Origin of the sequence: Pseudomonas kilonensis (genome assembly GCF_001269885.1) — a bacterium.
GTDB classification, from domain to species: domain Bacteria; phylum Pseudomonadota; class Gammaproteobacteria; order Pseudomonadales; family Pseudomonadaceae; genus Aquipseudomonas; species Aquipseudomonas kilonensis.
Window position 1 is genome coordinate 185,878 of sequence record NZ_LHVH01000014.1, and the last position, 20,215, is coordinate 206,092.

Consider the following 20,215-nt stretch of genomic DNA (forward strand, 5'->3'; position numbering starts at 1 on the left):
GTGGGACGCCGGCAAGGCCTTGCGCCGCTACGACATCGCGATCACTCGCCTTGGCGTGAAACAGGAGTAGAGCGGGATGGCGGACGATAGATATTCGCTCAAATACGCAACCTTCAATGAGAGTGGGTTGGCGTTCGGGAATACTGGCCCCACCAGTGGTGTGTCGGCACAAGGCGCGTTCGCCAGGGATCAACTGGCGAGCCTCGATCTGGCGCTGGAAAAACTCGGGCTCAAGCTCGGACTGCTGACCACGGCGATCGAGTCGCTGACGGTAAAGCTTTCGGCGCAACGATTGTTTTCCCAATCGATGGGCGCTGGCGCCAAGGGTGAGTCGGCCAACGAGCCAAAGGGTAAGTCGGGTGGCGGTATCGAACCACCGGCGCTGCTCAAACCCGCGATAGCGATGGATTCGGCCATGGCCGATCTGAAGCAGGCCACCCAATTCACGCCTCGTCAGATTGCCGAAGTGGCGGAACCCACCCAGCGTATCGCCAGTGCGCCATTGGTGGCGGCCGGCGGGACCACGGCGGTTGAGGTGGTGAGGATGCAAAGCCTGGCGGCCAGGGCAGGCATCGGTAACGATCTGCCCAATGCCTCGGACCGGCAATTGGCACTGTTGCGCTTCGCCAGTGATGCGGGTGTCACCGCATCGACGTTCAAAATGCCGGCCATGGAAGCCGCTGAGATGGTGCTCGGCTGGCGCACTTCCATGAAGCTCAGCGCAGAGAAAGCGTTTGATCTGGCGGATGCAACCAACCACCTGAGCAAGATTCCCGGTGGTGCGAAAGCGAGCGAGATCGGCACGGTGTTGCAGCGTGACGGTGCGGCCGCGACCTCGGCGGGCCTGCAGCCTGCCCAAGCTGCGGCACTGACGGCGGCACTTCTCAATACCGGCGCGCAACAAGCTGAAGCGGGTGTGGCGCTCGATCACTTCACGACCGCTTTAGGCAAGGGCGATCAGGCCTCCGCGACCGAGCAAGCGGCCTGGAAGCAACTGGGGCTGGATCCCAAGGAAGTGGCGAGTGGGCTGCGTGACAAGGACGCCGCGCCGGGGACTGTGATGTCGGTGCTGGCAGCCTTGAACGCGCAGCCGGCCGAAAAACGCTCAACCCTGGCCTCTTCGCTGTTTGGCACTGGGGATGCAGCAGTGCTGCGCATGTCGCAGAAACTCGACGATGTGAATGCGGCGTTCTGGCAGGTGAAAGACCCAGGCCAATACGCCACATCGCAATTGGGCAACGACGGTTCGGTGCGGCAGGACGCGTTGGCGCTGTCGAACACCCGGCAGGGCCAGCTGAACGTCCTCAACGCCCGCAGCGAGCGTCTGTCGGTGGCCACGGGAAATGCCTTGATGCCTTCGGCGGATAGCTCGTTCCAGTGGCTGGGTTCGCTGGCCGATGGCATGAGTGAGTTGGCTGAGTCCTCACCTAAAGCCGCTGCGGCCATTGTGGTGATTGGTGCGGCGATCAAACCGCTGGTGGGCGCGTTGCTCAAGGCGGTAGGGGATGAGATATCCAGTCAGGTGGCCAAGCGGGTGTTGGGTAGGGCCGCTCCGCACCTTCCCGGCCGATTGGGTGACGTGATCTCCGAAGATTTCAGAAATCGTCGTGGGGACAAGCTGGATACAAGCAATGCCAGCCAGCGTCCCGAACCCACGAGCAGGCCGAAAATACGCGTCAGTACACGAGGCTCACTCGGGCCAACGGCCTCATTACGCTCGATGACTCGCAGGGCGCCCGGCCCCTTAAAAGTAGTCGGCGCCGTCGCTGATGTGGCCGAGGGTGTCCTTACCGGCGACAAACGAATGATGGGCGCAGGCCTGGGAGCCGCAGGTGGCGGCTGGGCAGGCGCTGCTGCGGGGTCTGCGGCCGGTGCCGCTTTGGGGAGTGTCGTTCCGGTGCTCGGCACTGCCATTGGTGGTGTGCTTGGCGGACTGCTTGGCGGCTGGTTGGGGAGCGATGCCGGTGCGTCTCTGGGTGAAAAACTCGTCACCCCCGACAGACTCGCCGCTCCAGATCAGGTCAGCAAAGACCTGGCCAGCACCCAGGCAACCACACAACAAAACACCATGACCGCAAACATCTACATCAACGGCCAGGACCAGGCCAGCGCGAGTCAGTTGGCCAACCTGGTTGTGCAACAACTCTCGGGCCAATTCGGCTTGACGACCATGCCCAACTCACTCGCCATGCGCAGTGACGCGGCCCTGACCGACGGAGGTACGTGATGCGTCAGCAAATGGCACTCGGCAGTTTCATTTTCGGTCTGTCGAGAAACTTTGCGTACCACAGCCTGGTACGCACCTCGGACGGTGGCTGGAAGAGCATCGACATCCTCACCAGCAAACCCAAGTCCAGCCAGATCGGCCAAGGCCTGCAAGGGCTGACGATCACCGGCAAGTCGATGTACGCGACCGCCATGGATCGCCTTGATGAGTTGCGCGCCTTGCAGGCGCAGCGCGTGCCCGTGCCGTTGGTTGACGGCATCGGTCGCAATTGGGGCCTGTGGCAGATCAACAAGGTCACGGAAACCCAGACCGAGATCATCGATGACGGCACGGCGATGGTGGTCGGCTGGGTGGTTGAATTGACGGAGTTCGCCAATGCGTAGGGTTCGAAGTATCGCCGGTGATTCGGTGAATCTGTTGCTGTACCGCGAGCTTGAGCGTTGTGACGATGCCGCCGAGGAGGCGCTCTGGCTGCTCAATCCGGGCTTGGCTGAATGGGGCCCGGTATTGCCGGCCGGGGTGTGGGTTGTCCTGCCGGAAGTGGATCTCAAACCTGTTGCACCCACACCGGTTTCGGCCTGGGATTAAGGAGGCAACATGTCACTGGGTTTCACGCCTGCGGTGGAAATTTATGGTGCGAACGCTGCACTGCTCAACGAACGATTGCTCAGTTGGACACACGTCGATGCGGCGGGGATCGAGTCCGATCAGCTGACGCTCACCATTAGCCTGGACGGGCTCGAAGGGTTGCCCAGCCTGGGCGGGAAGATCGGTCTGCGGGTCGGTTATCTGGAGTCGGGACTGGTGGATAAAGGCGAGTTTGTCATCACCCGGCGCACGCCGTTCCTGTTTCCCCTGCAACTCGTGCTGGTGGCCATGGCCGCACCCTTCAGTGCGGCAGACCAGACCGGGTTCAAGCAACGCCGATCCGTCAGCCATGGCCCAACCACCCTGGGGGCCCTGTTTCGGCAACTGACTTCCAGGCACGGTTTTTCCCCCCGTGTGGCGCCGGACCTGTCGCTGATCAAAATCGAGCACATCGACCAGACCAATGAAACCGACATGGGCTTCCTCACGCGCCTGGCCCACCGTTATGACGCCGTCGCCAAGCCGATCAACGAGCTGTATGTGCTGGCTCGACGCGGCCAGGCGAAGTCGTTGTCGGGCAAGGTCCTGCCCGAGATGAAACTGTCGGTGACGACCAATAATCGCCCGGGCGACCACGCGTTCATCTCGGCCAAGTTGGATGAAACTGCTCGGGCGAAATACCAGGGCTGCAAGACCAGTTGGTGGGATGCGGCGGCCGGCAAAGTGCGTGTCGAGGAGAGCGGCCTCGCGCCGTTCAAGACCCTGCGCCAGCGCTTCCAAAGCGCAGACGACGCCCGCGCCGCCGGTGAAGGCGAGGTGCGCCGGATGCTGCGCGAAGCCCTCAAGGTGAGCATCGAATGCCCCGGTAATCCAGGGCTGTCCGCTGAAGGCATCGTGCTGCTGGATCCCACCTGGCCGGACTTCATGCGCGGTCGCTGGTCGATCGACAAGGTCACCGCCAGTGGCGACCGGGAAAAAAGCTATCGCTGCTTGATTCATGCAACCTGCCTGGATGCCAAGGCCTGACCCCACCCCCGCTGTGGGAGCGAGCTTGCTCGCGATAGCGGTATGACATTCGACATCTTCATTGCCTGACACGCCGCCATCGCGAGCCTCCCGCTGGCCGGGCATTTCAATAACGTGTTTTCGATGATCTGATCATGGACATTACCCCACAGCAACTCATCAACATCATGCCCAACGCCCGCGCCCAAGCGGGCGTTTTTATTTCCGCGCTGAACACCGCCATGTCCCGCTATGGTATCGACACACCCAAACGCATCGCCGCGTTCCTGGCCCAGGTCGGTCATGAGTCGGGACAACTGCGTTATGTACGCGAGCTGGGCAGTGAGCAATACCTGAGCAAATACGATACCGGAACCCTGGCCGTTCGCCTGGGCAACTCGCCCCAGGCTGACGGTGACGGCCAGAAATATCGCGGCCGAGGACTGATCCAGATTACCGGCCATGACAATTACCTTCGCTGCAGTCAGGGGCTGTTCGGCGACGAACGCCTGCTGGCCTTGCCTGAGCTTCTTGAGCAGCCGCAATGGGCCACCGAGTCCGCCGCTTGGTTCTGGGAGCAGAACGGCTTGAACGAACTGGCCGATCGTGATCAGTTCAACACCATCACCCGGCGCATTAATGGCGGTTTGAACGGCCTGGAGGACCGCCTGCAATTGTGGGCCCGGGCGAGGGCGGTGTTATGCCAACCTTCGACCTGATGCCTTTTTCGTCTCGCACCCTGGGCATTGTTGTGTTGCTCGCGCTGCTGGCCGGCGGTTCGGCGATGCTCGCGTGGCGGTTCCAGGACTGGCGTTACGGACAGCAGTTGGCCCAACTCGCACAGTCCCACGCCGAGACGCTTAATCAAATCACCCAAGCGGCCGCGACGCTGCAGAAGGCCGAGCAGGACAAGCGCCGGGCCCTGGAACAGCAACTTTCCGCCAGCGAACAAACCCATTACCGAGCCTTGAGCGATGCCCAACGTGACCAGGATCGCCTGCGCGATCGCCTTGCTACTGCCGATGTCCGGCTGTCAGTCCTCCTCGACGCCGACGATGTTGCCGCCGGTTGTGCAGTGCCTGCCGCCACCCGCGCCGGCGGCGTGGATCATGGCGCCCCACGCGCCCGACTTGACCCGGCGCATGCTCAACGAATTATCGCCATCACCGACGCCGGTGATCGCGGACTGATTGCCTTGCAGGCCTGTCAGGCCTATATCAGAGCGCTGGATCGGTAATCCGCCAAGCCTTGCAAGCTTCCATTGCTCGTGTACGGTAGGCCTCAATTGTGTGGAATCAGGAGAGCACCATGGACGACATCACCGAACTGGCCGCTGAGCTGGGCAGGCGCCTGCAGCTGCTCAATGCCCACGTCACCACGGCCGAGTCCTGCACGGGCGGCGGGATTGCCGAGGCGATTACCCGAGTTCCCGGGAGTTCGGCCTGGTTCGAGGCCGGTTTCGTCACCTATTCCAATCGCCAGAAGGCCCAGCAGCTGGATGTGCCGGCCGAGTTGTTCGAGAAGGTGGGGGCGGTCAGCCGCGAGGTGGTCGAGGCCATGGTGCGAGGAGCCCAGCAAAAAAGCCTGGCGCGTTTTGCCGTGGCGGTCAGCGGTGTAGCGGGGCCGGACGGGGGTTCTCCGAATAAACCGGTGGGCACCGTGTGGCTGGCCTGGGGTGTTGGTGAGGCGGTGATCAGCGAGCAGCGTTTCTTTGCAGGCAACCGCGACGAGGTCCGCCGACAAACGGTGAAGGCCGCGCTAGACGGGCTGCTGCAACATGCCGCTGTAGAAATCTCAAATCAGGGGTAGGCGATCCTCAATCGCTGTGGAATAATACTGGCTACTTATACAGGTGTTGGCCGTCAGGCCTTATTGATTACGTGAGGACTTTAATGGACGACAACAAGAAGAAAGCCTTGGCTGCGGCCTTGGGTCAGATCGAACGTCAATTCGGCAAGGGTGCCGTAATGCGTATGGGCGATCAGGACCGTCAGGCTATTCCTTCCATCTCCACCGGCTCCCTGGGCCTGGACATTGCGCTTGGCATCGGCGGCCTGCCAAAAGGCCGAATCGTTGAAATCTACGGTCCTGAATCCTCCGGTAAAACCACACTGACCTTGTCCGTGATCGCCCAGGCCCAAAAAGCCGGCGCGACCTGCGCCTTCGTCGACGCCGAACACGCCCTGGACCCGGAATACGCCGGCAAACTGGGTGTCAACGTCGACGACCTGCTGGTTTCCCAGCCGGATACCGGCGAACAGGCCCTGGAAATCACCGACATGCTGGTGCGTTCCAACGCGGTTGACGTGATCATCGTCGACTCCGTGGCGGCACTGGTGCCAAAGGCTGAAATCGAAGGTGAAATGGGCGACATGCACGTGGGCCTCCAGGCTCGCCTGATGTCCCAGGCCCTGCGCAAGATCACCGGTAACATCAAGAATGCCAACTGCCTGGTGATCTTCATCAACCAGATCCGTATGAAGATCGGCGTGATGTTCGGCAGCCCGGAAACCACCACCGGCGGTAACGCGTTGAAGTTCTACGCCTCGGTTCGCCTGGACATCCGCCGTACTGGCGCGGTGAAAGAAGGTGATGAGGTTGTCGGCAGCGAAACCCGCGTCAAGGTCGTGAAGAACAAGGTGGCTTCGCCGTTCCGTCAGGCCGAGTTCCAGATTCTTTACGGCAAGGGCATCTACCTCAATGGCGAGATGATCGACCTGGGTGTGCTGCACGGTTTCGTCGAGAAGTCGGGCGCCTGGTATGCCTACAACGGCACGAAGATCGGTCAGGGCAAGGCCAACTCGGCCAAGTTCCTGGCGGACAACCCGGAAGTCGCCGCCGCCCTTGAGAAGCAACTGCGTGATAAGTTGTTGAGCCCGGTTGCAGACGTCAAGGCAGTGGCCAACCGCGAGCCCGTTGACGACCTGGCTGACGCTGACATCTGATCGATCCGATGACCGCCGTACTCGATACCCTCGTCGCGGTGCGGCGAACCGCGATGGACCTGCTCGCCAGACGCGAGCACGGTCGAGTCGAGCTGACGCGTAAACTGCGTCAGCGCGGCGCTCCCGATGAGTTGATCGACACGGCCCTCGACCGTTTGACTGAAGAGGGCTTGCTGTCGGAATCCCGTTACCTGGAAAGCTTTGTCTCTTATCGCGCCCGCTCCGGTTATGGTCCTTTGCGCATTCGTGAGGAGCTGGGCCAGCGCGGTTTGCAACGCCCGGATATCGAGCTCGCCTTGCGCGAAAGCGGTATCGATTGGCAGGAGCAACTGACGGACACCTGGCGTCGCAAGTTCTCAGGACATTTGCCCATCGATGCACGGGAACGAGCCAAACAAGGGCGTTTCCTGGCGTATCGAGGCTATTCCATGGAAATGATCAACCGCTTGTTCAGCGGTCGCGGTATGGATGACTAAACAAAAAACGGCCCGCTATTTCGATAGCGGGCCGTTTTTTTATGGGCTCAGGTTACTTTGATCGGGTCCCATGTGAGGGGATGGGGCTTTTGGGCGGGCTGGGCCCAGTTTTCCGACAAGTTGATGTAGTCCACCAGCTCCCTCAAGCGGCCGTGGTCGCGGGCGTTGAAGGCAAACGCCAGTCGTGTCAGATGACTGAAACGGGCCTCATCGTGCTCCTCGCCGCTGTAGTCATGCTGATGAAAGCAGTCGTTCAGGCACAGGTCGGCAAAATCTTTCTGCATCTGCTGCAGTGCCTGTTCGCTTAGCTTGTGATTCATGCGGATTACGAACTGATGCTTGAGCCAGCGACTGGAGTGAAAGTTGCGGTAGAACTGATTGATCTCTTCCACGGCTTCTTCGGCGTTGTACACCAAACGCATGAGCTTCATGTCAGTGGGCAGGATGTAGCGGTTCTCCTCCAATTGCTCACGAATAAAGTGCAGGGCTCCTTGCCAGAACTTGCCTCCTGGAACATCCAGCAGGACCACCGGTACCAGCGGGCTCTTGCCTGTCTGCACCAGCGTCAAGACCTCCAACGCCTCATCTAACGTGCCGAAACCGCCGGGGCAGAGCACCAGAGCGTCGGCCTCTTTGACGAAAAACAGTTTGCGGGTGAAGAAGAAGTGGAACGGCAGCAGGTTCGGCGTGCCTTCAACGGTCGGGTTTGCGTGTTGCTCGAAAGGCAGGGTGATGTTGAATCCCAGGCTGTGGTCGCGTCCTGCGCCTTCATGGGCGGCGGCCATGATGCCTCCGCCAGCGCCGGTGATGACCATCATGTCCGAGCGGGCCAGTGCCGCCCCCAGCTCTCGGGCCAGGCCATACAGCGGATGTTCGATGGGCGTTCGGGCCGAGCCGAAGACCGTGACCTTGCGGCGGCCCTTGAACTGTTCGAGTGTACGGAAGGCGTGCTCCAGTTCCCTCAGGGCTTGTAGCGTGATCTTGGCATTCCAGCGGTTGTGATCTTCCTGGGCCATGCGCAGCACAGTCAGGATCATGTCGCGGTAAATGGGGAGGTTGGGGCTGTTGGGGGACACCAGGTTGAGTTGCTCTTCGACCTTGCGGGTGAGGTCGTGGCCATGGTTCTCAAAATGACGACTGAGCAGGTCATTCGGTTTGTAAGGCATTCAACTTCTCCTTCTTAACAGAACCCTGGCCCGAACGAGAGATTCGTCAGGGCTACGACACTCCGTGTGTCGTTGTCGGCCCAGGCCCGTGCCTGGACGTTCGACCTGGCTCGACGCGGTCTGCAGCAAAGCGATCAAGCCATCCAACAGGTTCCGTTTTTCCCTTGGATGAAAAACAATCACACGGCAAGGTGCTGGCAGGGCAGCCTCTTTCTGCCCAATGAAAAAGAGATACATCTGAATCTAGCTGATCTTCGCAGCCTTGATCATGGCGCTCAAAAGTAACCGTTGGCAACCGCTGATACAGGCGCTGAACTATCGCGCCGCTCGTCAGATTGCCGGCCGGGTGCGTGCCGCTCTGATTTACTGATAACAAGCGTGCCAATGCAATTTGACGCCCAGGGCTGGGTGCCACGTGATGGATTTAAGCGGATCGGGCATGGAGGCGGGAGAAATGACCAGGGTGACTCTGGAGCTCGACAGGCAGTTGTACCTGATGCTGCGGGAATCGGCACAGGCCAATCGGGTGAGTCTTGAGGAAGAATGCTGTCGTCGGCTGGGAGGGCGAGCGTGGCGCTCGCGTTACTTGCAGGCGCTGGTGGCGGAGTTGCGCGCCGACGATGAGCAGCGGCGCGCGAGCTCGGGTTGATTACTTCTTCGTCTTGGCGGGTTTCGGGCAATCCGATTCCTGGAAGCGCTCGGTCGCGACCGGGCGGTTGGTCTTAACCTCGGTGAACTCATAGCGCATCGTTGCACCCTTGGCCATCAACTTGCGGAAGCCCGGATTGGTGCACACCGTGGAGCCCAACTGGAAATACACGGCCTTGGGGTCTGCGCGCATTTTCTGGGCATGACTGCTTTGCACGCTGAGATGGTTGATCAGCTCGGTGCCTTCGACGGTATAGCCCTGGTCGAGAATGTCTTCGCTGATCGCCCGCGGCGTACCGACGCTACTTTCCTTGGCAACGTTCTGCAGCATCTTGTTCAGTTCGAGTTCTTTCAGCGAAGCAGCCTGAGCGCTGAAGGACGTCGCCAGCAGAACGGCAACGGTAGGGACGATAAGGCGCAGCATGAAACTCTCCTGGTTCAGTGACTGGTGGTTCGACCGATCACATGACTGTGCGTTCAGTGGCCGGGAATTATAGGGGAGCCCGGGTGGACGGTACAGGCGCGTGCGCTCTGGTAGACTGCCGGCCTTTATTGCCCTGCCGAGTGTTGTTCGTGTCGAGTTTTCCTGTCTGTCGGCGTTGCCCACGATGAGTCACGCCCCTAACGCCGTAGCCCGCCTGCGCGACCAGCGCATGGATGAGGGGATCAGGCCGATTCAGGCCCGTGGTTGGCGCGCCCCCCGTTGCAGCGCCTGCCGCGTGATCGAAAGCCATTGCCTGTGTGCCTGGCGTCCTAGCGTCGAGACCCGCTCCGGGGTCTGCCTGATCATGACCAGCAAGGAAGTGTTCAAGCCGAGCAACACCGGTTGGCTGATTGCCGATGTGGTGCGTGACAACCACGCGTTCATCTGGTCGCGCACCGAGGTCGATGAACAACTGCTGGCGCTGCTGAACGATCCGCAATGGCAACCGTACCTGGTGTTTCCGGGCGAATACGTCGAGCCATCGCGGGTCACCCACACGGTTGACCTCGATCAGTCCAGGCGTCCGCTGTTCATTCTGCTGGATGCGACCTGGACCGAGGCGCGGAAGATTTTCCGTAAAAGCCCGTATTTCGACCGACTGCCGATCCTGAGCCTGCTGCCCGACAGGCTGTCGCGTTACCGCCTGCGCCGTTCGACCCGCAGCGAGCACCTGTGCACCGCCGAAGTGGCGGCGTTGTGTCTGGAGCTGGCGGGGGACAGCGACGCCGCGTCGGCCCTGGACGCCTATTTCGATGTGTTCAGCCAGCATTACCTGGGCGCCAAGGGCCAGCAGGAGGTGAACATCTCGACCCCGGCCCACGCCGAGTTGCAACCCTTTATCCGTACGCCGCAAGCAGTATTGGCCCAATAGTGGCCCATACTGGACACTGTGGCGGTCGTGCTGCTTGACCACCCCGGCTTCGCTGGGCATGCTTGGCGCCGACCAGGGCGCCACCAATGTTTGAAACGCCGTGTTTGGCGTTGAATGTGTCCCTGTGGATGCCGCTGCACGGCGGTGTCTTGAGTTGTCTTGGCGAGGCGCGAATCATCGGGCCTGCCATTAAAAACAGGATCATTTTAAAAATGGCCACATACGAAATCCTGATTGCCGATGACCATCCGCTCTTTCGCAGCGCGTTGCATCAGGCAGTGACCCTGGGCCTCGGCCCGGCTGTCCGGTTGACGGAGGTGGCCAGTATCGCGGAACTGGAGGTCCAGTTGACGGCGAAGGCCGATTGGGACCTGGTGCTGCTGGACCTGAACATGCCCGGTGCCTATGGTTTTTCAGGGCTGGTGCTGTTGCGGGGCCAATACCCGCAGATCCCCGTGGTCATGGTCTCGGCCCAGGAAGAAGCCTCGGTGATGGTCAAGGCCCGGGAGTTCGGCGCCAGCGGCTTCATACCCAAATCCAGTTCCCTTGAGATGATTCAGAAGGCCGTGAAGGCGGTCCTGGACGGCGATGTCTGCTGGCCACCCCAGGCGTTCGAAGCGGTGAGCGTGTCCGCGGAAGCCAAGGCCGCCAGCGAGGGGCTGGCCAGCCTCACGCCGCAGCAGTTCCGGGTGTTGACCATGGTCTGCGAAGGCTTGCTGAACAAGCAGATTGCCTACGAACTGAACGTGTCGGAGGCCACCATCAAGGCCCACGTCACGGCGATCTTTCGTAAACTGAACGTGCGCACCCGGACCCAGGCGGCCTTGCTGCTGCAACAACTTGAGTCAATTTCACCGCAGGCTTAGTGTTCCGGTTCACGCTTTTTTGACCGGGTTTGAATTAGCTTCCCCACTCCTTTTGATCAGTTGCCCACTCTATGTCACCTTTTAAAGGCCAGACCGGCCTGAAACGCATCCTCAACGCCTCCGGCTATTCCTTGGACGGGCTGCGTGCAGCTTTTGTCGGCGAAGCAGCTTTCCGTCAGTTGGTGTTGCTCAATGTCGTGTTGATTCCGTTGTCATTCTTCCTGAACGTCAGTCGTGTCGAGCAGGCGCTGCTGATTGCCGTGTGCCTGTTGGCATTGATCGTGGAATTGCTCAACTCGGCGGTGGAGGCGGCCATCGACCGCATCTCCCTGGAGCTGCACCCATTGTCAAAAAATGCCAAGGACATGGGCAGCGCCGCCCAGTTACTCGCCCTGACGATGATCGCGTTGGTGTGGGGCGTGGTGCTGTTGTAACGGCTCAGGCAATGGTCGGCAGCACGATTTCGTCGCTGCGCTGGGCCCCGGCGGTGAAAGCCCGGCACAGCTCGAGGAATTCGCGCATGGCCGAGGTCTGGTACTTCTGTTTATGCCAGATGAAATAAAACTGCCGCGCCAGGTCCATGTCCGGGGTTTCCACCGCGACAAGGCTGCCGCGGCGGAAGGCGTCGCGCAGGGCCAGGCGTGAGATGCAGCCAATGCCCAGGCCGGATTCCACGGCGCGCTTGATCGCTTCGGTGTGTTCCAGCTCCAGGCGGATATTCAATACGCTGCGGTGGTGGCGCATGGCTTGGTCGAAGGTCAGGCGTGTGCCGGAACCCTGCTCCCGCAGAATCCAGGCTTCATGGGTCAACTCCTCCATGGTCGCCTGGCCGCGCTGGGCCAGCGGGTGTTGAGGGGCGCAGAACACCACCAGTTCGTCCTCGACCCAGCTCTGTACCTCGATGTCCGGATGGCTGCAGTCGCCTTCGATTAGACCCAGATCAATTTCATAGTGGGCAACCTGGTGCACGATATTGGCAGTGTTCTGCACGTGCAGCTTCACCTGGCTTTCCGGATGGCGCTGCATGAAACCACCGATCAACAAGGTCGCCAGGTAATTGCCGATGGTCAGCGTGGCACCGACCGCCAGTGAGCCGAAGCCGGACTTGCCGTTGAGCAGGTCTTCGATTTCCTTGGCCTGGTCCAGCAGCGCCACGGCCTGGGGCAGCAGTTGTTTGCCCAGGGCATTGAGGCTCAGGCGCTTGCCGGCACGGTCGAACAACTGGCAGCTCGATTGGCGCTCCAGTTCAGTGATGGAGGTGCTGGCCGCCGACTGCGACAGATTGAGCTGGCCCGCAGCGCGAGACACGCTTTCCTGCTGGGCGACGGCGACGAAGACTTGAAGTTGACGGAGAGTAAATCGCATATCTATATAACCGATAACCCTTATCTTAATAATCCATTTAACAGATATTGTCGCCGCCATTAGAATGCGATGCAATTGCGCAGATTATCGGCGCGGGCATTATTCCCAGGAGTCCCCGTACATGAGCAACATGAACCACGAGCGTGTCCTCAGTGTTCATCACTGGAACGACACTCTGTTCAGCTTCAAGTGCACCCGCGATCCGGGCCTGCGCTTCGAGAACGGTCAGTTCGTGATGATCGGCCTGCAACAGCCCAACGGCCGCCCGCTTATGCGCGCTTACTCGATTGCCAGCCCGAACTGGGAAGAGCATCTCGAATTCTTCAGCATCAAGGTGCCGGATGGTCCGCTGACCTCCCAGTTGCAGCACCTGAAGGAAGGCGACGAGATCATCATCAGCAAGAAACCCACCGGCACCCTCGTGCTGGACGATCTCAAGCCTGGCAAGCATTTGTACCTGCTCAGCACCGGTACTGGCCTGGCGCCGTTCATGAGCGTCATCCAGGATCCGGAAACCTATGAGCGTTTCGAAAAAGTGATCCTGTGCCACGGCGTGCGTTACGTCAATGAAGTCGCTTACCGCGAGTTCATCACCGAGCACCTGCCGCAGAACGAGTTCTTCGGCGAAGCCCTGCGTGACAAGCTGATCTACTACCCGACCGTGACGCGCGAGCCGTTCGAGAACGAAGGCCGCCTGACCGACCTGATGCGCAGCGGCAAGCTGTTCAGTGACATCGGCCTGCCACCGATCAACCCGCAGGACGACCGCGCCATGTTGTGCGGCAGCCCGAGCATGCTCGACGAGACCAGCGAAGTGCTCAACAGCTTCGGCCTGACCGTTTCGCCGCGTATGCGCGAGCCGGGTGATTACCTGATCGAGCGGGCGTTTGTAGAGAAGTAAGCTGTTGCGATAAGTGTGGAGTGGGGCGTCAGCCGACATAGTCGTTGAATGTTGGACCGCTTTCGCGAGCAAGCCCGCTCCCACATTGGATCGCAGTGAGCGCGAATCTTGTGTTCACCAGAGATCCAGTGTGGGAGCGGGCTTGCTCGCGAAGAAGGCGACTCGGTCCAACAGATGCCCCACAAAAAAGCCCGCGCCGCCTGATGAAGGCCGCGCGGGCTTTTTCGTTTCCGGGTTTTATTCAGTCGCAGGAACGACTTCCAACACCCGAATCAACCCCGGCTGCGGGTAATGCCAACGAACGTCCAGGTCCCAGAACTGTGCGCCATATTCCCGCTCGGCGGTAGGCATCTGGTACGCCGGGCGTGGGTCTTGGGCCAGGCATTGTTCGATCAGCTCCACCAAGGGCTCTGCCAAGCGCGTGGCGTGTTCGCGCGCTTGAAGCAGGGCGGTGTCCGCCCATTGCACCGGAATCAATTCAGGCGCTGCGCTGGCGATGCTGTTGGAAGCCGAGCCGATGATGTCGGCGTAGGGCACGTAGGGCTTGATGTCGAGCACTGGCGTGCCGTCCAGCAAATCGATACCCGAGATCCACAGGCGCCCGGCTTCGACCCGCTCCAGCTTCACCACCGATTGGCCGATGCCGTTGGGGCGGTGGGTGGCACGGGTGGCGAATACGCCCATGGACTTGTTGCCGCCCAGGCGTGGCGGCCGCACTTTCAACCGTGGCTTGTCTTCCAGGGCCTGGTGGAACAGGAACAGCAGCCAGACATGGCTGACCAGCTCCAACCCCTGCACCGCCTCGCCCTGATCGAACGGCGCCACCAGCTCCAGCACACCACGTGCGGCCGGAGCCAGTTGCGGTTGGCGGGGGATGGCGAACTTCTCCTTGAAGCAGGAGCGGACGAAGCCGATGGGGGAGACGCTGTAAGTCACGGGGTGTCAGCCGCGAACGCGCAGCGTCAGGCCCTTGAGGAAGTTGCGCAGCAACTGGTCGCCACACGGCCGGTAGTTGGTGTGGCCGAATTTTCGGAACAGTGCACTCAGTTCCGGTTTGGACACCGGGAACTCGGCGGCCTTGAGGATCGCGTGCATATCGTCTTCCTTCAGCTCGAACGCCACCCGCATTTTCTTGAGGATGATGTTGTTGGTCACCGGCACTTCGATCGGCTGTGGCGGACGGCTTTCGTCCTTGCCACGCTTGAAGATCACCAGGCCATCGAGAAAATGCGCCATGACCTCGTCAGGGCAGAACACGAAGCCTTCTTCCTCGTCTTTCTTGAGGTAGCCCGTCAGGTCAGCCAGGGAGACGTCCAGGCCGCCCAGCTTGATGATCTCGATGACTTTCTTGTCGCTGATGTCGAGCATGTAGCGCACGCTGCGCAGTACGTCGTTGTGAATCATGTGTGCAGTCCTGATCAATCGGCAGTGGGCGCCCCGGTTCGGTGCGGCGCCGGAAAATTAGAATTTCTCTTTGGCAGACAGGTAGCGCCATTGGCCCAGCGGCACCTTGCCGATGGACACGCCGCCGATGCGAATGCGGCGAATGGCGACGACCTTGAGCCCGACCGCCTGGCAAAACAGAGCGATCACGCCGGGCTGCGGGTTTTTCATGGCGAAGCGCAGGCGGTTCTCGTTCTGCCAGCTGGCCTTGACCGCCGGCAGCTCCTTGCCCTTGTAGGTCAAGCCATGGTTCAGGCGATTGAGGCCATGGGCGACCATCTCGCCTTCGACTTCCACCACGTATTCCTGCTCGATCTTGGCGGCGTCGGCGGTGAGCTTGCGCAAGATCTTCCAGTCCTGGGTGAACACCAGCAGCCCGCTGGCGTTGGCCTGCAGGTCGGCGCTGGCGGTCAGGCGCAGGAAATGGCCCTTGAGCGGGCGTTTGCCGAAGCGGTGTTCTTCGCTCAGGGTCTGCGGGCCAAGGGAGGCCATCGCGGTGTCTACATCCATGCCAGCAGGTGCATTCAGCAGGAGGGTCACCGGCTCCGGCGCGGTGGCCTTGGCCTCGGGGTCGAGTTCGACTTTCTGGGTGCTGACCTTGAACTGCGGCTCATCGATTACTTCGCCATCCACGGTGACCCAGCCGCCCTCGATGAACAGCTCAGCCTCCCGACGGGAACAGCCGACGAGTTCGATGAGGCGTTTGGAGAGACGAATCGGGTCAGTCATGACGGGGGCCGTAACAAAAAGAGGGTGGGCATTGTACCTGCCTGGCGCCGGTTAATCGCGGGTCCATTTGCCTCATGCCGTTTTTAGCCGCGCCCGGCCTTCAGGTCGGGCTGCTTGTAGCGCATGTGCAGCAGTGGGTAGGGTTGGTTCATGCCATCTTTTGCCGAACGCCCGACCACTTCGAAGCCTTGCTTGAGGTAAAAGCCCAGGGCTTGCGGGTTCTGCTCGTTGACGTCCAGTTGATCGGCGTTCAGGTGTTCCATGGCGTAGCGCAGCAACTGCTTGCCCAGGCCTTGGCCACGGTGCTGTGGGTCGATGAAGAGCATCTCGACCTTGCCGGCCGCGACACCGGCGAAACCGGTGATCCGCTGGCGCGCGTCCCGGGTGCAAATGAGCATCACCGCATCCAGGTAGCGGGTGAGCACCAGGTTTTTCAGCAGCTCGATGTAGCTGTCCGGCAGGAAGTCGTGGGTGGCACGCACCGAGGCCTCCCACACCTGGGTCAGTTCCTGATAGTCGCTCGGTTTCGGTGTGTGGATGACCGAATGCTGACGCATGCCCGCCTGTTCCTTGTGCTGGATGTCCTGGGTTTCTCCATACGATAGCCGTAAAAAAGCCCCGCATCTTGTAGCAAGAGCGGGGCTTTTCAATTTTTTACCGAGTTTCGCAAGAGCCTGTGGGAGCACAGCTTGCTCGCGATGGCAGAGCATCAGTCAACATTTGCAGTGGCTGACACTGCGCTATCGCGAGCAAGCTTTGCTCCCACAGGCCAACTGATCTGTTCAGCTCACAAATCAACCGATCTGTTCAGCTCACAAATCAACCGATCTGCTCAGCCCACAAATCGTACTCATCGGCGTCGGTCACTTTGCACCAGACCTTGTCACCCGGCTTGAGGTTGCTGCCGTTGTCGATGAAAACGTTGCCGTCGATTTCCGGCGCGTCGAAGAAGCAGCGACCCACGGCGCCTTGCTCGTCCACCTCGTCCACCAGCACTTCGATTTCACGGCCGATGCGCATTTGCAGGCGCGCCGAGCTGATGGCCTGCTGGTGCGCCATGAAGCGCTCCCAACGGTCCTGCTTGACGTCGTCCGGCACCACGTCCAGGTCCAGGTCATTGGCCGGTGCGCCTTCGACAGGGGAATACTGGAAGCAGCCGACGCGGTCGAGCTGGGCTTCGGTCAGCCAATCCAGCAGGTACTGGAAGTCTTCTTCGGTTTCACCGGGGAAGCCGACGATGAAGGTCGAACGGATGATCAGGTCCGGGCAGATTTCGCGCCAGTTCTTGATGCGGGCCAGGGTCTTGTCTTCGAACGCCGGGCGCTTCATGGCCTTGAGGACTTTCGGGCTGGCGTGTTGGAACGGGATGTCCAGGTACGGCAGGAGCTTGCCGGCGGCCATCAGCGGGATCAGTTCGTCGACATGTGGATACGGGTAGACGTAGTGCAGGCGGACCCAGACGCCGAGGGTGCTGAGGGCTTCGCACAGCTCGGTCATGCGGGTTTTCACCGGCGCGCCATTCCAGAAGCCGGTGCGGTATTTCACGTCGACGCCGTAGGCGCTGGTGTCCTGGGAGATCACCAGCAGTTCCTTGACGCCGGCCTTGACCAGGCGCTGGGCCTCGTCGAGCACATCGCCCACCGGGCGGCTCACCAGCTTGCCGCGCATCGACGGGATGATGCAGAAGCTGCAGCTGTGGTTGCAGCCTTCGGAAATCTTCAGGTAGGCGTAGTGGCGCGGGGTCAGCTTGATGCCTTGCGGCGGCACCAGGTCGATCAGCGGGTTATGGTCCTGGCGTGGCGGCACCACGTCATGCACGGCGTTGACCACCTGCTCGTACTGCTGCGGACCGGTCACGGACAACACGCTCGGGTGCACGTTGCGGATGTTGCCTTCTTCCACGCCCATGCAGCCGGTGACGATGACCTTGCCGTTTTCCTTGATGGCTTCGCCGATCACCTCCAGGGACTCGGCCTTGGCCGAATCGATGAAGCCGCAGGTGTTGACCACGACCACATCGGCGTCCTGATACGTGGACACGACGTCATAGCCTTCCATGCGCAGCTGGGTCAGGATGCGCTCGGAGTCGACCAGAGCTTTCGGGCAACCCAGGGATACGAAGCCAACCTTCGGATTGGCGGGCGCGGTAGTGGTGGACATGTCTAACCTCGGTGTAGGGGGGATCGTCTCTTGCCGAGACAGGGCGCCTGGCGCGCCTCTGATCAAAAAGTGCGCAATTCTATCCATGGCCGACGCACTTGACCAGCTTTATACCGGGAAATGCGACGAGTGCTGCGCTATGCTTCGCGCCTTTGCGCTCTGACGATTGCTACAGTCAACAAAACGTCTGTAACAATACGTAAAACAGCGCATGCTGCCTCAACAAAGCATAGTGCTTCGTTCAAGAAGCCAGGTCTGGAAATCGGGAGTGTTGGATGGGTCATGCAAGTAGTCAGGCGGTGAGTGCCGAGCATTCGGCAGCGAAACCGCTGAGCATGCTGGTCGCGGCGGTCGGAGTGGTTTATGGCGACATCGGCACGAGCCCGTTGTACACCCTCAAGGAAGTGTTTTCCGGTGCCTACGGCGTACCTGTCAATCACGATGGCGTGCTGGGGATTCTCTCGCTGATTTTCTGGTCGCTGATCTGGGTCGTGTCGATCAAGTACATGATGTTCGTCCTGCGCGCCGACAACCAGGGCGAGGGCGGGATCATGGCGCTCACCGCCCTGGCGCGGCGCGCGGCGGCGGGAAGGGCGCGGCTGCGGACATTCCTGGTGGTCTGCGGCTTGATCGGCGCGGCGCTGTTCTACGGCGACAGCATGATCACACCGGCCATTTCCGTGCTCTCGGCAATTGAAGGCCTTGGCCTGGCGTTCGAAGGTATCGACCACTGGGTGGTGCCCTTGTCGCTGGTGGTGCTGGTGGGGCTGTTCCTGATCCAGCGCCACGGCACTGCCCGGATTGGTATCCTGTTCGGCCCGATCATGGTGACCTGGTTCCTGGTGCTCGGCGCCCTGGGGGTGTACGGCATCCTGCAGCATCCGGAAGTATTGCAGGCGGTGAACCCGGCCTGGGCTGTGCGCTTCTTTGTCGTCCACCCGGGCATGGGCGTGGCGATCCTCGGCGCTGTGGTGCTGGCGTTGACCGGCGCTGAAGCGCTGTACGCCGACATGGGCCACTTCGGTCGCAAACCGATTGCCCGCGCCTGGTTCCTCCTGGTGCTGCCAGGCCTGATGCTCAACTATTTCGGCCAGGGTGCGTTGTTGCTGGGTGACCCGGAAGCGGCGCGCAACCCGTTCTATCTGCTGGCACCGAGCTGGGCGTTGCTGCCGTTGGTGGGCCTGTCGACGCTGGCCACGGTGATCGCTTCGCAAGCGGTGATTTCCGGTGCGTTCTCCCTGACGCGCCAGGCGATCCAGCTCGGTTACATCCCGCGCATGTACATCCAGCACACCTCCAGTGCCGAGCAGGGCCAGATCTACATCGGTGCGGTGAACTGGTCGCTGATGGTCGGCGTGGTGCTGCTGGTGCTGGGTTTCGAATCTTCCGGCGCGCTGGCTTCGGCCTACGGCGTGGCAGTGACCGGCACCATGTTGATGACCACGATCCTGGTGTCCGCCGTGATACTGCTGTTGTGGAAATGGCCGCCGCTGCTGGCGGTACCGCTGTTGTTCGGTTTCCTGCTGGTGGACGGCCTGTACTTTGCCGCCAACGTGCCGAAGATCGTTCAGGGCGGTGCTTTCCCGGTCATCGCCGGTATCGCCTTGTTTGTACTGATGACTACCTGGAAGCGCGGCAAGCAACTGCTGGTGGAACGCCTGGACGAAGGTGCGTTGCCGCTGCCGATCTTCATCAGCAGTATTCGCGTGCAGCCACCCCATCGCGTACAGGGCACGGCTGTGTTCCTGACCGCACGTTCGGACGCGGTGCCCCACGCGCTATTGCACAATCTGTTGCACAACCAGGTGCTGCATGAGCAAGTGGTGCTGCTGACGGTGGTGTACGAAGACATCCCGCGGGTACCGCCGCAGCGGCGCTTCGAGGTCGATGCCTATGGCGAAGGGTTCTTCCGGGTGATCCTGCACTTCGGTTTCACCGACGAGCCGGACGTCCCGCTCGCGCTCAAGCTCTGTCATCTCGATGACCTGGACTTCAGCCCGATGCGCACCACCTACTTCCTCAGCCGCGAAACGGTCATCGCTTCCAAGCTCGAAGGCATGGCCCGCTGGCGCGAGATACTGTTCGCCTTCATGCTGAAAAACGCCAACGGCAATCTGCGCTTCTTCAATCTGCCGTTGAACCGAGTGATTGAATTGGGGACACAGGTGGAGATGTAGCAACCAGAAAACAAAAAGCCCTCGTTGCCTTGCGGCGGCGGGGGCTTTTTTGTCGGTCGCACAAATGCTGATGTCCAACCAGAACCCTTGTGGGAGCGGGCTTGCTCGCGAAGGCGGTGTGTCAGTTAGTGGTTATGTCGCTGGCACGCCGCCTTCGCGAGCAA

At 60.9% G+C, this 20,215-nt stretch carries 23 protein-coding genes; 15 read left to right on the forward strand and 8 right to left on the reverse strand.

Annotated features, from left to right (window positions below; all coding sequences use genetic code 11):
• Positions 1-76 precede the first annotated feature (76 nt).
• The 9 genes from AD662_RS05655 (at position 77) to recX (ending at position 7,241) form a co-directional block, all read left to right on the forward strand.
• Positions 77-2,227 (forward strand): phage tail tape measure protein, encoded by a 2,151-nt coding sequence (locus tag AD662_RS05655; RefSeq protein ID WP_053185953.1) that lies wholly within the window; start codon positions 77-79, stop codon positions 2,225-2,227.
• Positions 2,227-2,610 carry a phage tail protein gene (locus tag AD662_RS05660; RefSeq protein ID WP_014336828.1) on the forward strand — a complete coding sequence of 128 codons (384 nt, stop codon included), beginning with the start codon at positions 2,227-2,229 and terminating at the stop codon, positions 2,608-2,610. The genes AD662_RS05655 and AD662_RS05660 overlap by 1 nt, the downstream gene beginning before the upstream one ends.
• Complete coding sequence (locus tag AD662_RS05665) at positions 2,603-2,815, forward strand: tail protein X (RefSeq protein WP_053185957.1); 213 nt, start codon at positions 2,603-2,605, stop codon at positions 2,813-2,815. Before AD662_RS05660 ends, AD662_RS05665 begins: the two co-directional genes overlap by 8 nt.
• A 9-nt stretch (positions 2,816-2,824) precedes the next feature.
• A complete protein-coding gene (locus AD662_RS05670; protein ID WP_053185960.1) occupies positions 2,825-3,841 on the forward strand; it encodes a contractile injection system protein, VgrG/Pvc8 family in 1,017 nt (338 codons plus the stop codon).
• A gap of 134 nt (positions 3,842-3,975) precedes the next feature.
• Positions 3,976-4,539, forward strand: coding sequence for a glycoside hydrolase family 19 protein (locus AD662_RS05675; protein ID WP_053185963.1), 564 nt, complete (start codon positions 3,976-3,978; stop codon positions 4,537-4,539).
• Entirely contained in the window at positions 4,521-5,057 is a 537-nt protein-coding gene (locus tag AD662_RS05680; protein ID WP_053185965.1) for a lysis system i-spanin subunit Rz, read from the forward strand. Before AD662_RS05675 ends, AD662_RS05680 begins: the two co-directional genes overlap by 19 nt.
• A 71-nt stretch (positions 5,058-5,128) precedes the next feature.
• Positions 5,129-5,629 (forward strand): CinA family protein, encoded by a 501-nt coding sequence (locus tag AD662_RS05685; RefSeq protein WP_053185968.1) that lies wholly within the window; start codon positions 5,129-5,131, stop codon positions 5,627-5,629.
• Positions 5,630-5,712: 83 nt separating this feature from the next.
• Positions 5,713-6,765 (forward strand): recombinase RecA, encoded by a 1,053-nt coding sequence (recA, locus tag AD662_RS05690; RefSeq protein WP_018607950.1) that lies wholly within the window; start codon positions 5,713-5,715, stop codon positions 6,763-6,765.
• Between the two features lie 8 nt (positions 6,766-6,773).
• Positions 6,774-7,241: a recombination regulator RecX gene (gene recX, locus AD662_RS05695; RefSeq protein WP_018607949.1), complete on the forward strand. Its 468-nt coding sequence runs from the start codon at positions 6,774-6,776 to the stop codon at positions 7,239-7,241.
• A gap of 47 nt (positions 7,242-7,288) precedes the next feature.
• Here the strand turns inward: recX and AD662_RS05700 are convergent, their stop codons facing one another.
• Positions 7,289-8,407: an LOG family protein gene (locus tag AD662_RS05700; protein WP_018607948.1), complete on the reverse strand. Its 1,119-nt coding sequence runs from the start codon at positions 8,405-8,407 to the stop codon at positions 7,289-7,291.
• 454 nt (positions 8,408-8,861) lie between these two features.
• Between AD662_RS05700 and AD662_RS05705 the strand changes: the two genes are divergently transcribed.
• Positions 8,862-9,056, forward strand: a complete 195-nt coding sequence (locus AD662_RS05705; RefSeq protein ID WP_014336838.1) for a hypothetical protein — start codon at positions 8,862-8,864, stop codon at positions 9,054-9,056.
• Here AD662_RS05705 and AD662_RS05710 read toward each other — a convergent pair whose 3' ends face one another.
• On the reverse strand, positions 9,057-9,479 hold the full coding sequence (locus tag AD662_RS05710) for a quorum-sensing-regulated virulence factor family protein (RefSeq protein WP_018607947.1): 423 nt from the start codon (positions 9,477-9,479) through the stop codon (positions 9,057-9,059).
• Between the two features lie 184 nt (positions 9,480-9,663).
• Between AD662_RS05710 and AD662_RS05715 the strand changes: the two genes are divergently transcribed.
• The 3 genes from AD662_RS05715 (at position 9,664) to AD662_RS05725 (ending at position 11,710) form a co-directional block, all read left to right on the forward strand.
• Positions 9,664-10,410: a tRNA-uridine aminocarboxypropyltransferase gene (locus AD662_RS05715; RefSeq protein WP_018607946.1), complete on the forward strand. Its 747-nt coding sequence runs from the start codon at positions 9,664-9,666 to the stop codon at positions 10,408-10,410.
• A gap of 212 nt (positions 10,411-10,622) precedes the next feature.
• Positions 10,623-11,276 (forward strand): response regulator transcription factor ErdR, encoded by a 654-nt coding sequence (gene erdR / locus AD662_RS05720; RefSeq protein ID WP_024617638.1) that lies wholly within the window; start codon positions 10,623-10,625, stop codon positions 11,274-11,276.
• Between the two features lie 71 nt (positions 11,277-11,347).
• On the forward strand, positions 11,348-11,710 hold the full coding sequence (locus AD662_RS05725) for a diacylglycerol kinase (RefSeq protein ID WP_018607944.1): 363 nt from the start codon (positions 11,348-11,350) through the stop codon (positions 11,708-11,710).
• Positions 11,711-11,714: 4 nt separating this feature from the next.
• Here AD662_RS05725 and AD662_RS05730 read toward each other — a convergent pair whose 3' ends face one another.
• Positions 11,715-12,641, reverse strand: a complete 927-nt coding sequence (locus AD662_RS05730) for a LysR family transcriptional regulator (RefSeq protein WP_053185971.1) — start codon at positions 12,639-12,641, stop codon at positions 11,715-11,717.
• Between the two features lie 121 nt (positions 12,642-12,762).
• Between AD662_RS05730 and fpr the strand changes: the two genes are divergently transcribed.
• Positions 12,763-13,542: a ferredoxin-NADP reductase gene (gene fpr, locus AD662_RS05735; protein ID WP_002554680.1), complete on the forward strand. Its 780-nt coding sequence runs from the start codon at positions 12,763-12,765 to the stop codon at positions 13,540-13,542.
• A 237-nt stretch (positions 13,543-13,779) separates the two neighbouring features.
• Here fpr and tsaA read toward each other — a convergent pair whose 3' ends face one another.
• From tsaA to rimO, 5 genes are all read right to left on the reverse strand, one after another.
• A complete protein-coding gene (gene tsaA / locus AD662_RS05740; protein WP_053185974.1) occupies positions 13,780-14,478 on the reverse strand; it encodes a tRNA (N6-threonylcarbamoyladenosine(37)-N6)-methyltransferase TrmO in 699 nt (232 codons plus the stop codon).
• 6 nt (positions 14,479-14,484) lie between these two features.
• A complete protein-coding gene (locus AD662_RS05745; RefSeq protein ID WP_018607883.1) occupies positions 14,485-14,946 on the reverse strand; it encodes a YehS family protein in 462 nt (153 codons plus the stop codon).
• 57 nt (positions 14,947-15,003) lie between these two features.
• Positions 15,004-15,714, reverse strand: coding sequence for an rRNA pseudouridine synthase (locus AD662_RS05750; RefSeq protein WP_018607880.1), 711 nt, complete (start codon positions 15,712-15,714; stop codon positions 15,004-15,006).
• An 83-nt stretch (positions 15,715-15,797) separates the two neighbouring features.
• Positions 15,798-16,271 carry a GNAT family N-acetyltransferase gene (locus AD662_RS05755; protein WP_014336846.1) on the reverse strand — a complete coding sequence of 158 codons (474 nt, stop codon included), beginning with the start codon at positions 16,269-16,271 and terminating at the stop codon, positions 15,798-15,800.
• A 262-nt stretch (positions 16,272-16,533) separates the two neighbouring features.
• A complete protein-coding gene (rimO, locus tag AD662_RS05760) occupies positions 16,534-17,874 on the reverse strand; it encodes a 30S ribosomal protein S12 methylthiotransferase RimO (RefSeq protein ID WP_053185977.1) in 1,341 nt (446 codons plus the stop codon).
• 335 nt (positions 17,875-18,209) lie between these two features.
• Here rimO and AD662_RS05765 point away from each other — a divergent pair, with 335 nt between their 5' ends.
• The gene (locus AD662_RS05765) at positions 18,210-20,051 is read left to right on the forward strand and encodes a potassium transporter Kup (protein ID WP_371103547.1); all 1,842 of its coding nucleotides are present in this window, start codon (positions 18,210-18,212) and stop codon (positions 20,049-20,051) included.
• Positions 20,052-20,215 lie beyond the last annotated feature (164 nt).